Source organism: Cardinium endosymbiont of Sogatella furcifera, from assembly GCF_003351905.1.
Taxonomy (GTDB): Bacteria; Bacteroidota; Bacteroidia; order Cytophagales; family Amoebophilaceae; genus Cardinium.
On the sequence record NZ_CP022339.1, the window covers coordinates 832,277 to 845,319 of the forward strand.

The window sequence follows — 13,043 nt, forward strand, 5'->3', positions numbered from 1 at the left end:
ACTTGTTTTTTATTAAATTTTTTAATAGAATAACAAATGGAATGAGTTAAGTCAAATTTTTTTGCCCTAAAAATATATTGGTCATGATGAAATATAGGTTCTTTTTATTGCTACTCGTTACATCTTGTCATGGAGTCTCTTCTGTCTATAGATATGATCATGCTGAAGATCAGCGTAACCAAGATAGTGATACGTATCGTTTTAGGCAAGATGAATACGATTTTAATGAAAAAGCTTTGGAGCGATTTGAGGATTGGTATTGTAATTTGATAGATCAACTTGGTCATTTTGTAGATCCTACCATCATAATTTTAGATGTTTACGATTATGCGGCTAAGCGTGGCCAGCTCCCTTTTCTTGGCCCGACTGGAAAACGGGCGGCTTACAAAGCATCGAAGGTTTGGAAGCGAGGCAAGCAAGTATTTGGAAGGGAGGAGGGGCTATTTAGCCATGATCGAAAAGGTCTGGAAATCATTCGTTTCAGTTGTAAGCCTATCCCTCAGGAATACCAGAAGTCTTGCCTGAGTATGGTCTTTCGGTTGGTAGATAGGTTGTTTCGTGAGCGGCCTAAATATAAAAAATTATCTCAACAGTTCACCGATTTGCATCAAACCTTCACCGAGCGATTCACCCATTTATCTACCGCATACCCTGAACGATGCAGCGGTTTAGAGCAGCCACTTAGCCAAGAGGATCAGCAAGCTTATAGCCATGCAATGGCGTATCTAGAAAAATTATTTATGGAACATAGTGATGCGATGAATAAATCAGCCAACTTACTATTTTATTCCGATACCTACCCGGGGTTTCTATTTTTTTTGTTGCGTAATGATCTGCATCTGTGCCCATTTCCGGTGTTGTATCTATTGGCTATTTCTTCAGGATCTGGTGTTTTAGTGAATGAATTTTTAGGTTTTTGTGAGCAGCAAGGTATGAATGTAAAGCACGCTGATGGATTGGCTAAAAGCATGTTCCAACATGCATCTCATGGCCTAGTTCTCTCCAACCTAAGTAAACCGTCCAAAGTGCGCCTCATGAAAAGTGAGCTGGATAGAAAAAAAGCAGGGTAAGTATATTTGTTTGCTACAGTTTTTAGGCTATCCTATTGGGGGATAATAATAAAAATTTGTTCCGTCTAAAATGTGTTGACTATGATGCGCAATATGGTGTTTGTATGGGCGCTGATTTCATTTTGTAGTGGGTGCAGTAGCGTTATAGGTTATACGATGCAGTGTCAAGCGTCGAGTGATGTCAGGAAACTTGATGCTATTGCTAACCTTACTAAACCTACTTTTAAGAAAATGGATTTGCTGTACTGCTGCCTATCATATAGGAACTGTATATTTAATCTTGCACTTACTGACCATACTGAAAGACTTGAAAAACTCATATTAGAGCTTTACAACTTTGCGGATAAGCATAATAAGCTGTGTCTACTTGATTCGGACGGTAAACCAACGGGAGATAAGGCAGAAGACATTTGGAAACAGGTCCAGCCAGCATACAGGAACATACCTGCAGACTATCAACAATCTTGTCTGAGTATAATCTTGGAATTAGTAGATGATTTGCTTCAAACCAAACCCAAGTATGCAAGGCTATATAAGCGATTAATGGATTTTGAGCGACATTTTAAGGATGAGGATAAGCAACGTAAGCCTACCTATAACGATGAAATGGCTTATGTAAAAAAATTACTCATGGAACATTTCGATGAGTTGAACGAAGCAACATTTTACGCTGAGTATGGCAGTAGTGCGATTCCCTCTCCTTATGTTTCGGATCTGGATGACAGCATGTTATCTACTGACGTTGGAAGGTGGGATAGCACTATGCCATCTGCCTGGCCGGTTGCCTGGTATTCAGGATCTAAGGCTATCAGAAAGGGCTTTCAAGCCTTCTTTTTAAATTTAAAAAAAATAAAATAGGTATGTATGGTATCTGTCGTATGTTTGTATTATAAGATTATCTTATTAAAGAGCTGGAATAAGGTTGCGGTATCTTTGGTATTCAATACTGTTCAAGTAACTGGTTTTTTGCATTATTAATCAGTAACGTCGTACGTGCACAGCAAATGGTGTCAACTTAATGAATATATTTTATTGATTGTCAAGCAAAAGCATCTATTCTCGCCATTGGTTAATAATGAATTGTATTCCACTTTTTTCTTGATAAAAAAGTGGACAAAAAATCAAGCCCTCGGCAAAAAGTCGCTGAAAGTGTTATCTTACAGATGGAAAAACACAGAAAGCGCCCCCTGTGAGGGCTTGAAAGGAATCTGTTTTTCCACATCATCTGTAAAATTCCACTTTCTACACCGCGACTTTTTACAGGGGCGTTTTTCTTTTAACGCAAAAAACCAGTTACTTGAACAGATACCTAATAAAAACCACTGTGCTGAACAACAGTTCGTTTCATTATTTTTACTGCGTGCCAACTTTTTATCGGCGGACATGGGCAACGGCGTATACGCATTAGCCATTTCTAGCTCTGTGCTAGAATAAATTTCCCTTAATTTGACGTCATTTCGTGAGCAGATGCATCTCTAGTTCCCTTAGACCTTAACGATCCATAGATGCATCGCAGTGCCTAATGGTACTTTGCTACCTGGTTCAGGGTGTTGACGTATAACAGTACCAATAGGTTCTTTTTGTTTGTTTTTTACACGGTGCAGCACCCCTATACGCATGCCCTGCTCAAGTAATATAAGCCGTGCTTCTTCTAAAGCCATTTCTACTACATTAGGCACCTCAATGGTTTGATTACCTAGTCCAGTACTAACCACTAAATCGATGGTAGACCCTTTATGGATCGGTTTGCCAGCAGGGATAGGATGACGATTGTGCCATTGTTCTAAAACAGCATATTCTGTAATGTCAGAGACATACTTGATGTCACCTAGGTTGAGTCCCTTATTTTTTAGCAGTAGGTTTGCCTGTTTAACAGAACCATCAATCAGGTTAGGCATAGATACAAGGGGAGGATGTTCTGCATTTAAGGTTAAATAGATTTTTCTATTTTCCTTCACCCAAGCACCTGCTGCAGGAAATTGTTGTAAAACGGTAAAGGGAGGTAGTTGTACGGAGTACCCACTGTTATCTGTGATCACGTAACGCAGATGGTCTTTGCTTAGCTTATCTTCTAATTCCTTTACATGCACACCGGTTAGGTCAGGGACCTCAACAATTTTACCTTGATGGGTAAGATAAGGCAATGCTATATAGAAAAAGATATATAGTATAGCTATACTTAAGCAAGCCATGTAAACAAGGTGTTTCAATAGCTTGATTAACTTTTCTTTGTTCATCTCTTTAAAGTTGGTGCAGTAAAATTTCTTTTGGTAGCTCCATATTGAATAATGGAATCTATAAAATCAAATGGCGTATAGCCGTTTAGGGCACATTGGTGAAAAATACAGGTAGCTGGTGTCATGGCAGGTAGCGCATTTACTTCAATGACCCAAACTTCTACTTTTTGCGTGATTTTTACAAAAGCATCTATTCTGGCGTAGCCTTGTAAATCTAAAGCTTGTGCAATGGTGGCGAGCTGACGCTTGACACTTTTTCGGATCATGGCAGCTACTTTGGTATCGCTGTGAAAGCGTGCAGGGGTAATATTATGCCCTTCCCCTGCTAAAAATTTTTCTTCTAATGAGAGTATGGCAGCTGCGGATACAGTTTCTGAGGGTTCAAAGACCTCATATAAGGTGTTGCCATTGGGGTCGACATGGGTCAGTAAGCCTGTTGTAGTTTCTAAACAATTAAGGTTTTCCTGGTCTTTTTGGATTAGTGTTTCTAGTAAAAATCGTTCTTGCCTAGGCACATAGTCTGTCGCTTGTAACCCTAGTATGTCCATCAGATCAGCCGAAATCAGTGGTTCACTTCTAAAACTGGCAGCTGCATAAGCGACCAACATGGCGCGATTGGTGATGCGTAGTACCCCTGCACTGCAACCATCATCGACTGGTTTAGCAATAATGGGGTAGGTAAAGGTCTGCTCTATCGCATGGATAGTGTTATCCTGGATCCCATCTTTTTTTGTGATGACCCGTTGTGGGGCAATATGGAATCCCTTTTGGGCTAAAAATTGATTGGTGGCATACTTATCGATGGTTAACGCGGTAGTAGCAATACCCGAACCGTTATAAGGTATATCGTAGGCCTCTAGTATCCTTTGCAAGGTACCATCTTCTCCAGGTCTACCATGTAAGGCTATAAAGATAAAATCTATGCTTTTTTTTAAGTCAGCAAAAGTGACTTCTTGCGGTGTAAAAATAGCCTCTTTTGTATAATGGTTGGTGAGGGCAGCAGCCTCCTTTCTAATAGAGGTCAATAGTGCTTCTGATCTATTGAATTTAGTGGGATGTAAAAGTGCATCATGAATATCATCTGCATTATCTTTTAGCAAAAGAGCAGCAGGTAGTATAAAAATACGATAAGCCCCCTTATCGCCAGATAAAAAAAGCGGCAAGGCTTCATATTGGGTGGAGGCGATTAATTTACTATAGACATTTCGCCCACTGTCTAATGATACATGTCGTTCGGGTGTAAACCCGCCCATTAATACCCCTATTTTTTGGTTCACCACTTGCGATTCCTTATACTTCCCCTAACTCAGGCATGTCTGGTTTATCTTCAGGTTGTGCTTCACTTGGTGCCACTTGAGCAGCAGTTGTAGTTTCAGCAGGTATATCCTTCGTTTCTTGGCGTTTCCCTATTAAACGTTCTAAATCTGACTTCAGTATCGTTTCTCTTACCAGTAAAGCCTCCGCCAAAAGGGTTAATTTATCGATATTTGCTTTGAGCAACTCCTTCACCCGTTCATATGCGCCATCTATAATGGCTTTTACCTCTTCATCTATCGTATAGGCTGTTTTTTCTGAGTAAGGCTTTGTAAAGGTATAATCTGCTTGTTTGGAGTTATGGAAAGAGAGGTGACCTACCTTAGGATTCATCCCATACATGGTAACGATGCTATAAGCCAATTTAGTAGTTCGTTCCAAGTCATTTAGGGCACCAGTAGAAATTTTTCCAAAAATAAGTTCTTCGGCCGCTCTGCCTCCCAGTGCCATAGCCAATTCATCCAACAATTGATTTTCTTGATAGATAAATTGCTCTTTGGGCAAATACTGCGCATAGCCCAATGCAGCTATACCCCGTGGTATAATACTTACCTTGACCAGTGGGTGTGCATGTTCTAAAAACCATCCAGCAATGGCATGGCCTGCTTCGTGGTAAGCTACTATTTTCTTTTCTTCTGGGGAGATCAATTTGTTTTTTTTCTCTAACCCGCCAATAATTCGATCTATAGCTGCATGAAAGTCACTCATTGTGACAAACTTCCTGTTCTTTCTAGCCGCTATTAAAGCTGCTTCATTACACATATTAGAGAGATCCGCTCCAGAGAATCCTGGTGTTTGTTCCGCTAGTTGTTTAATCCGTATGTGCCGTTCTAGTTTTAGCCTTTTGCTGTGGCAACGTATAATGGCTTCTCTATCCACTACATCTGGATGATCTATAGTGACCTGTCTATCAAACCTGCCAGGCCGCAGGAGCGCAGGATCCAATACTTCTGCTCTGTTGGTGGCCCCTATTACAATCACCCCCGAGTTGGTTGAAAAGCCATCCATTTCCACCAAGAGTGAGTTCAAGGTATTTTCACGTTCGTCATTCACGCCAGGCATATTGGCTTTGCCCCGTGTTCTACCTACTGCGTCAATTTCATCGATAAAAATAATACAAGGTGCTTTTTCCTTTGCTTTCTTAAAAAGGTCACGAACACGTGCCGCACCTATCCCCACAAACATTTCCACAAAGTCTGATCCAGAGAGGCAAATAACAGGCACACCTGCTTCTCCCGCTACTGCTTTGGCCAGTAATGTTTTCCCTGTTCCCGGCGGGCCTACCAGCAGCACACCTTTAGGAATTTTTCCACCAAGCAGCGTGAATTTCTCAGGCGTTTTCAGAAAGTCTACCACTTCTTTTACTTCTTCCTTAGCCTCTTTCATGCCCGCTACATCTTGGAATGTAACCTTTAGTTGATTATCCTTATCAAAGATGGTTGCTTTTAAGGTATTCATATTAAAAAGTTGCGTACCAGGTCCGGCCATACCATTTCCTGGTTTTCGAATGAAGAACCAGTAAATAAGAAACAGCGTTAGCAAAAAGGACCAATTGATGAAACTAGTAGGCTCTGAACGTTCTTCACACGTGTAGCCTATTCTTATTTCCGGGTCCATTTTGGCTTCTATAGCTGCAAACTTCTTATCAAAAATATCAAAATTAGGTATGCGCAAGGTGTAGACCACTCCACTGGTGCTTTTCCAGACCGCTCTTCCGGTACGTTCCTTTTGATACTCCTCTTTGCGCAATGCATCCGCTTTTAGGACTATTTCTACCAGGTGTTGATTGGTGATTAAAGTAACAGATTTCACCTCTTGGTCCAGCATCATTTTTTCAAAACGTTTCTCAGAAATAGGAATGGTATTTTTTTCCTTGCTGTAGTAAAAAAGCAAGCCCAATATGACCAATATAGCTAGTATAAAAATGGACTGAGGAGCGTTGTGTTGTGCAAACTTTTTTTCTCTTTGTTTCATAATTTGGTTTAAATTGAACAGCTGTTTTTTTGCTAAGTGAAGAGGCAAATTTATAAAAAAAAATATTGAAAAAGGCGATCAAAAGGCTTACATAAGGGCTTGAGAAATACCTTGCGCAAATTTGTGCCTATACCTTTGAGTGTGATTTGGCTTGTTATTGTACTACTTCCATGTATCTATTTTCTACTCCTTTCCAGTGAATGATGTTCCAAAAAGCCTCTATATAGGCTACACGCCTATTTTGGTACAAAAGGTAATAGGCATGTTCCCATAGATCTAATCCTAAGATAGGCACGCCTTGCTCTTGAATGGGCGTGGTGTTCATAAGGGGATTGTCTTGATTATTCGTTGTAGAGATAAACAAACTACCATCTTTCTTGGCTACAGATAACCAAGCCCATCCCGCACCAAAGTGTGCAGCAGCAGCTGCAGTAAACAGCTCTTTAAAGCTTTCAAAGCTTCTAAATGATTTTTCTAATGCACGCAATAGGTTTGCTTCAGGTAATTGCGCGCCATTAGGTGTAAGGTTTTTCCAGAAAAATAGATGATTAAAGTGGCCACCCGCATGGTTGCGCACAGCAGTGTGGTAGGCACTTATATCCTTGAGCAGGTGGGTTAACACCGATATCTCAGTGCCTTCTGCCGTAGCTATTGCGGTACCCGCTATAGCCTGATTCAGTTTATCCACATAGGTTTGATGGTGTTTGGTATGGTGGATCTCCATAGTTTGGGCATCTATGTGGGGTGTGAGTGCGCTATAAGCATAAGGCAAAGCGGGAAGTGTAAAAATCATAACCATCTAAGTTTTCAATAAACATACAATAAGCTTGTTGCGCTACAATATAGCGTTTCTTAACTTTTTAAAAAAACAAATCAGTAATTGATTGCTTTCTTTTGCTAAAATAGCTGCTTGGACAGCTGTTCGTGGGTGCAGGGCAGCTTTAGCTAGGGCTTGGTAACCTCTTTTGGGGTCACTAGCACCGAAAACCAGTCGTTTGATTTGAGACCAATAGAGTGCGCCGCTACACATGATACAGGGCTCTAGGGTAACATATAGGGTGCAGTTTGGGAGGTATTTGCTGTTGAAATAATCAGCGGCAGCGGTTATGGCCAAGAGTTCTGCATGAGCGGTTGGGTCTTTGAGTCGCTCTACTTGGTTATGGCCCCGTGCAATAATCTTACGATCTGCTACAACTATGGCGCCAATAGGGACTTCTCCAGCTTCAGCTGCGTGCGCTGCCTCTTTAAGAGCTGCTTCCATAAAGAAAATATCATCATCAATAGGTTGTATAGGGCTCATGGAATGCAGTAAGCTTATGCAATAGCAGATAAGATCTTGTAATCGTTGTCAATACAATAGAAGCAATAGCCAGACAAAACCTATTGGAATGGGTAATCTATTTTAGTAACTTTGCACATCAGCTTCTTGGAAGTATGCTGTATAATTACCAGAATAGCAGCTATATAGCCCTGGAAAACCCATACACCAAGTGATCTATTTACCATCCGTACATCCTACGTCCATTGGTATCGTCTCTTAATGCATGGGCCCCACACTAAACTAAACTATAATTGAAAATCAATTACAATAATGAATATATACAAAAATAAATTAATACGCAAGCGTTTTAGCTTTTTAAAAATAATCATTCCAGCAGTGGGGGGCATTTTATTAATTATGCAAAGTGGATGCAGTTACGCATCTAGGCAGTTTGGAAATAATCCCTCTGATTAAGACTAAGCAGCAGCAGAAGAAAAAGAAGAAGAAGCCCCTAAAATTTACGTCTTTTTTTAAAAACCCTAAGAAAAAAAAACTTAAGAAAGAAAACTTAGGCGTCCCTCAAACACCAGGCAACCCTCAAATACTTAACCAAGTTAATCCAGATGATATGGAAACTTTCACCTCTGAGGGTATAGAAGAATTCTATGCACTGATCGATTGTAAATAATAATTTTTGACACAATCTAGTTAGGCGCTAGTATAGTAGATCTATATATTTGGCATCACTATAAAAAGTACGCCTTGTAAAAAATTACGAGTCCGTCTGTGAACGTGGCCAAGAATGTAGTCTGTTTCACGTTCACGTCAAACAATTCGACGCAACCTAGTTGGAAGTAGAGGTGGCGTACCTTATTCAATTGCTTCAAGTCCGCTAATAAGAAGTAGCCATTAGATAAGCAGAATGATTGTAGTACGCAATGTACTATAGCAACGCCATTCTATGCTTGTAGAAGCGGTTGCTATAGCAACCGCTTCTTTGCACGCCATGATTCGTACAAGCTATGGCATGAATCCAAATAATTTATATTATTTTATTTGATTATCCATATGATATATTTTAATTTTTGTTTGATTAAAGATTGATTTTATGATCATCTCTAAGATAGCAATACCCAATCTAAATTTATCTCTTCGGAAAGATTTACTATTTTTATCTGGTAAAAAGAAAGCATAATGCGATATAGATGAAAGCAAAACTGGTAACCAAGTCCCAATTATCGATATTATTGGCCAATGCCCTGATCCATTTTGATACCGCTTTATATGGCTATTTGGTGCCTATTATCGCCCCTCTTTTTTTCCCAAAAAAAGGGTTAGTGGTTCAGTTGATAGGGGGCTATAGCCCATTGATGATTTCCTTTGTAGCCAAACCATTGGGCCTGTTTTTTTTTAGCAAAATGGCACAAGATAGAAAAGAAATGATTGCCTTGCGCTATACGCTTTTGGGTGTAGGTGTTAGTTTAGTAGCTATGGCTTGCTTGCCTATTCATGGAGCGCTGTGGAGCATGATTGGGTTGCTAGCGGCCCGAACTTGCTTAGAATCATGTGCAGCTGGAGAACATCATATTGCCAAGATCTATCTACTGAAAGGGCTGGCTATGCAACAGGCTAAAAAGCTTGCCTCATTCTATGAAATTTCTACTATGGTGGGTATTTTATCTGCTGGAGCGGTGGGGACCTGCTTCGTATGGATCACAAATCCCCTGCTATACTGGCGATTACCTTTTTTAATTGCAGCGTTATCTACGCTATTAAATGTGGTGCTTTTTAGGTTCAAGGCGACAGAAGAGGAAGTAGATGGCCACCCTTACAAAACAGTGCTACAACCAGCCTACCGACCCATTATACGCATCGCTATAGTGGCTGGATTTGGTTATGTAACCTATACCACTCCTTTCCTTTTTATGAATAGTTTTGTACCCATGGTGACCACGTTTACCTATGCCGCTATGATGCAATACCTACCAATCTTTATGGTATTGGATATCATACTCATTGGTTGGGTCGCTAAAGTGGGGCATAAATATGACCACAATAACCTTATGGCCGTAGCCAGTGGGCTGGTTGCTTTATCTATTATTCCTCTTTTTGCAGGCTTACCAGCTGCTTCTATCTTTTATGTAACTGCGGTACGTTGTTGGCTGATTTTTTTAGGTGTGGTCTTTAGCTGTTTTTTAACCATTTGGGCTAAAGAACAAGTTGTGACAGTCACATCCTATGTGACCATAGGGTTTGCTACCGTATTGGGTAGTAGTTTGTTTGGAAAATCTGCTACGACTATTTGTTTCTATCTTTTTCATAGGTACAATAGCCCTATAGCCCCTGCTTGTTATATAGCGCTTTTGGCTTTTGCAGCTACACTTATTATGATGAACTCTGCATCAAAATAAGGTCTTTATATACGTGTCTGTTCCCGACATGGGTTAGTAAGGCCATTTTATTTACTTTTTTCTTGATAAAAAAGTAAGCAAAAAATCAAGCCTTGAGCAAAAAGTCATGATCATGTGCTTGAATCAATCTTAAAAACCTGATGCTTTCAGCTTGATCTAAATATTTTTTTGTGGTTAACAAATCTCTATAGATTTTGGCATCGGGCCATCATTGGCAACTTTTTAGTTTCCATCAGGCTATCACCTATATATTTATTGTTGTTATAACAGTCTGTTAAAAATCTTTTGAATCATAGCGGATAAATGATTTAACTAAATCCCTTGTTTTGTTTTTTCAAGATTTGCAATTTTTTCAGGGTTTCCTGTTCCGTTAGCTTATTGATTAGTGTTTCCAATGTTTGAGTTGCTGCTTTTCCAGTTCCAATTACCATGCTGGAGAGACTTCTAATTGTGATCCCTTGTTTTTTCAAGATTTGGAGTTTTTTCAGGGTTTCCTGTTCTGTTAGCTTATTGATTAGTGTTTCCAATGTTTGCGCTGCTTCCTTTCCAGCTCCATGTACCATATTGGAGAGATTTCTAATTGTGATTTCTAAATTTTTCAAGATTTGGAGTTTTTTCAGGGTTTCCTGTTCTGTTAGCTTATTGATTAGTGTTTCCAATGTTTGCGTTGCTTTCTTTCCAGCTCCACTTACCATGCTGGAGATATTGTTAATTGTGATTTCTAAATTTTTCAAGATTTGGAGTTTTTTCAGGGTTTCCTGTTCTGTTAGCTTATTGATTAGTGTTTCCAATGTTTGCGTTGCTTTCTTTCCAGCTCCACTTACCATGCTGGAGATATTGTTAATTGTGATTTCTAAATTTTTCAAGATTTGCAGTTTTTTCAGGGTTTCCTGTTCTGTTAGTTTATTGATTAGTGTTTCCAATGTTTGAGTTGCTGCTTTTCCAGTTCCAATTACCATGCTGGAGAGACTTCTAATTGTGATCCCTTGTTTTTTCAAGATTTGGAGTTTTTTCAGGGTTTCCTGTTCTGTTAGTTTATTGATTAGTGTTTCCAATGTTTGAGTTGCTGCTTTTCCAGTTCCAATTACCATGCTGGAGAGACTTCTAATTGTGATCCCTTGTTTTTTCAAGATTTGGAGTTTTTTCAGGGTTTCCTGTTCTGTTAGTTTATTGATTAGTGTTTCCAATGTTTGAGTTGCTGCTTTTCCAGTTCCAATTACCATGCTGGAGAGACTTCTAATTGTGATCCCTTGTTTTTTCAAGATTTGGAGTTTTTTCAGGGTTTCCTGTTCTGTTAGTTTATTGATTAGTGTTTCCAATGTTTGAGTTGCTGCTTTTCCAGTTCCAATTACCATGCTGGAGAGACTTCTAATTGTGATCCCTTGTTTTTTCAAGATTTGGAGTTTTTTCAGGGTTTCCTGTTCTGTTAGTTTATTGATTAGTGTTTCCAATGTTTGAGTTGCTGCTTTTCCAGTTCCAATTACCATGCTGGAGAGACTTCTAATTGTGATCCCTTGTTTTTTCAAGATTTGGAGTTTTTTCAGGGTTTCCTGTTCTGTTAGCTTATTGATTAGTGTTTCCAATGTTTGCGCTGCTTCCTTTCCAGCTCCATTTGCCATGCTGGAGAGATTATTAAACCTAATATTATTATTAAGTATGTGTTGTAATTTACTTTCTATGGCATATCCCCCGCTAGCGCACTTTATTAAAGTTTTATTGAGCAAAGTGTCGAGCACATATAGATCGGTACATTTTTTTAAGACACTACTCAAAAAAGTATAGGGCAGCTTTAGTTTATCGTAAGCATCAAGTTTTTCTATTATGCTTTCCGCTAATAGGCTATTTGGATCATGATTTATTTTAATTTTTAATGACTTAAAATAAATTGTATTGGGTAAACGTTCCAATACGTCTAGGCTGCTTTGTGGATTATATAACCTAATATTATTGTTTACTTCACGCTTTTGTTTCTTTTTTATTTTACTATTTTGGGTAGATCCACTTGAATTTTTAGGCAAATATAACCGTTTTTGTAACTGATTACCCATTTTTTTGTGCTTGCTGAGTATATCTGATGATTGCTGTTCATTTTGTTGCTCTTTATTTGGCGCAGCACCAGGTAGCCATGAACTGCTAGATACTTTACATCTTTTATCTTGGGAAGATTCACCCGAATCTGGAACAGCAGTGAGTGGCTTTATCTTAGGTCTCTTGAGCGATTGCGCATGCTTATTAAATGTTTCTTTATGGATTATTTGTTCCTTGGATAGGAGGGCTTCACATTTTATGCGTGGCTGTATTTTCAGATGAGTGTGATTACAGGCATATATACATATCAAAATAAATCTATACCACACCCCCAATAGGGTGGCTAATAGTGTGATCATTTAATTAAAATTATTAGGTGTGTTATACGTATTGTCTTTCTTAAAAAAGATAGCATTATATACAAAAATTTTAATTTATGCAATACGATACAACTGTAAAGCGTTCAGGGGCGTTTTTCTTTTAACGCAAAAAATCAGTGGCTTGAATAGATAGAAATGACAATGTCTCATTTCTATTGAAGTATCACAGAAAAAGTAACCAGGGGTTGCACTTACCTTTTTGGATTGATCAATACAAGCTATAGCGTGTGTGGTCCCGGAAGGACTCGAACCTTCAACCTACTGCTTAGAAGGCAGTTGCTCTATCCATTGAGCTACGGAACCTAAAAGAAATTTGGTTATTGATAAATAAGTAAGTAAGCAAAAAATCAATCCCTGTGCAAAAACTT

At 39.1% G+C, this 13,043-nt stretch carries 11 protein-coding genes and 1 tRNA gene; 5 read left to right on the forward strand and 7 right to left on the reverse strand.

Annotation, left to right across the window (positions count from 1 at the left end; genetic code table 11):
* The first annotated feature begins 83 nt into the window (after positions 1–83).
* From CE557_RS03630 to CE557_RS05050, 3 genes are all read left to right on the forward strand, one after another.
* Positions 84–1,070 (forward strand): hypothetical protein, encoded by a 987-nt coding sequence (locus CE557_RS03630; RefSeq protein ID WP_162789993.1) that lies wholly within the window; start codon positions 84–86, stop codon positions 1,068–1,070.
* A gap of 81 nt (positions 1,071–1,151) precedes the next feature.
* Entirely contained in the window at positions 1,152–1,928 is a 777-nt protein-coding gene (locus CE557_RS03635) for a hypothetical protein (protein ID WP_162789994.1), read from the forward strand.
* A 174-nt stretch (positions 1,929–2,102) separates the two neighbouring features.
* Positions 2,103–2,504, forward strand: a complete 402-nt coding sequence (locus CE557_RS05050; protein WP_162789995.1) for a hypothetical protein — start codon at positions 2,103–2,105, stop codon at positions 2,502–2,504.
* A 50-nt stretch (positions 2,505–2,554) separates the two neighbouring features.
* Here the strand turns inward: CE557_RS05050 and CE557_RS03645 are convergent, their stop codons facing one another.
* From CE557_RS03645 to CE557_RS03665, 5 genes are all read right to left on the reverse strand, one after another.
* A complete protein-coding gene (locus tag CE557_RS03645; protein ID WP_114910242.1) occupies positions 2,555–3,307 on the reverse strand; it encodes a PASTA domain-containing protein in 753 nt (250 codons plus the stop codon).
* Entirely contained in the window at positions 3,304–4,587 is a 1,284-nt protein-coding gene (locus CE557_RS03650; RefSeq protein WP_223245889.1) for a D-alanine--D-alanine ligase family protein, read from the reverse strand. Before CE557_RS03650 ends, CE557_RS03645 begins: the two co-directional genes overlap by 4 nt.
* A 10-nt stretch (positions 4,588–4,597) precedes the next feature.
* Positions 4,598–6,595, reverse strand: coding sequence for an ATP-dependent zinc metalloprotease FtsH (gene ftsH / locus CE557_RS03655; protein WP_114910243.1), 1,998 nt, complete (start codon positions 6,593–6,595; stop codon positions 4,598–4,600).
* Between the two features lie 154 nt (positions 6,596–6,749).
* Positions 6,750–7,388 carry a superoxide dismutase gene (locus CE557_RS03660; RefSeq protein ID WP_114910476.1) on the reverse strand — a complete coding sequence of 213 codons (639 nt, stop codon included), beginning with the start codon at positions 7,386–7,388 and terminating at the stop codon, positions 6,750–6,752.
* A 42-nt stretch (positions 7,389–7,430) separates the two neighbouring features.
* On the reverse strand, positions 7,431–7,895 hold the full coding sequence (locus CE557_RS03665) for a nucleoside deaminase (protein ID WP_114910244.1): 465 nt from the start codon (positions 7,893–7,895) through the stop codon (positions 7,431–7,433).
* A gap of 385 nt (positions 7,896–8,280) precedes the next feature.
* On the opposite strand from CE557_RS03665, the gene CE557_RS03670 reads away from it, so the two are divergent.
* Together CE557_RS03670 and CE557_RS03675 are read left to right on the forward strand one after the other, a co-directional pair.
* Positions 8,281–8,544: a hypothetical protein gene (locus CE557_RS03670; RefSeq protein ID WP_114910245.1), complete on the forward strand. Its 264-nt coding sequence runs from the start codon at positions 8,281–8,283 to the stop codon at positions 8,542–8,544.
* Between the two features lie 517 nt (positions 8,545–9,061).
* Entirely contained in the window at positions 9,062–10,267 is a 1,206-nt protein-coding gene (locus tag CE557_RS03675; protein WP_114910246.1) for an MFS transporter, read from the forward strand.
* A 308-nt stretch (positions 10,268–10,575) separates the two neighbouring features.
* Here the strand turns inward: CE557_RS03675 and CE557_RS03680 are convergent, their stop codons facing one another.
* Positions 10,576–12,654: a hypothetical protein gene (locus CE557_RS03680; RefSeq protein WP_114910247.1), complete on the reverse strand. Its 2,079-nt coding sequence runs from the start codon at positions 12,652–12,654 to the stop codon at positions 10,576–10,578.
* A gap of 251 nt (positions 12,655–12,905) precedes the next feature.
* Positions 12,906–12,978: transfer RNA gene (locus CE557_RS03685), tRNA-Arg, on the reverse strand.
* Positions 12,979–13,043: the final 65 nt, after the last annotated feature.

Coding starts and splice junctions, on each gene's coding strand:
- CE557_RS03630 (WP_162789993.1), top strand. CDS start 84: ATGATGAAATATAGGTTCTTTTTATTGCTACTCGTTACATCTTGTCAT.
- CE557_RS03635 (WP_162789994.1), top strand. CDS start 1,152: ATGATGCGCAATATGGTGTTTGTATGGGCGCTGATTTCATTTTGTAGT.
- CE557_RS03645 (WP_114910242.1), bottom strand. CDS start 3,307: ATGAACAAAGAAAAGTTAATCAAGCTATTGAAACACCTTGTTTACATG.
- ftsH (WP_114910243.1), bottom strand. CDS start 6,595: ATGAAACAAAGAGAAAAAAAGTTTGCACAACACAACGCTCCTCAGTCC.
- CE557_RS03660 (WP_114910476.1), bottom strand. CDS start 7,388: ATGATTTTTACACTTCCCGCTTTGCCTTATGCTTATAGCGCACTCACA.
- CE557_RS03665 (WP_114910244.1), bottom strand. CDS start 7,895: ATGAGCCCTATACAACCTATTGATGATGATATTTTCTTTATGGAAGCA.
- CE557_RS03675 (WP_114910246.1), top strand. CDS start 9,062: ATGAAAGCAAAACTGGTAACCAAGTCCCAATTATCGATATTATTGGCC.
- CE557_RS03680 (WP_114910247.1), bottom strand. CDS start 12,654: ATGATCACACTATTAGCCACCCTATTGGGGGTGTGGTATAGATTTATT.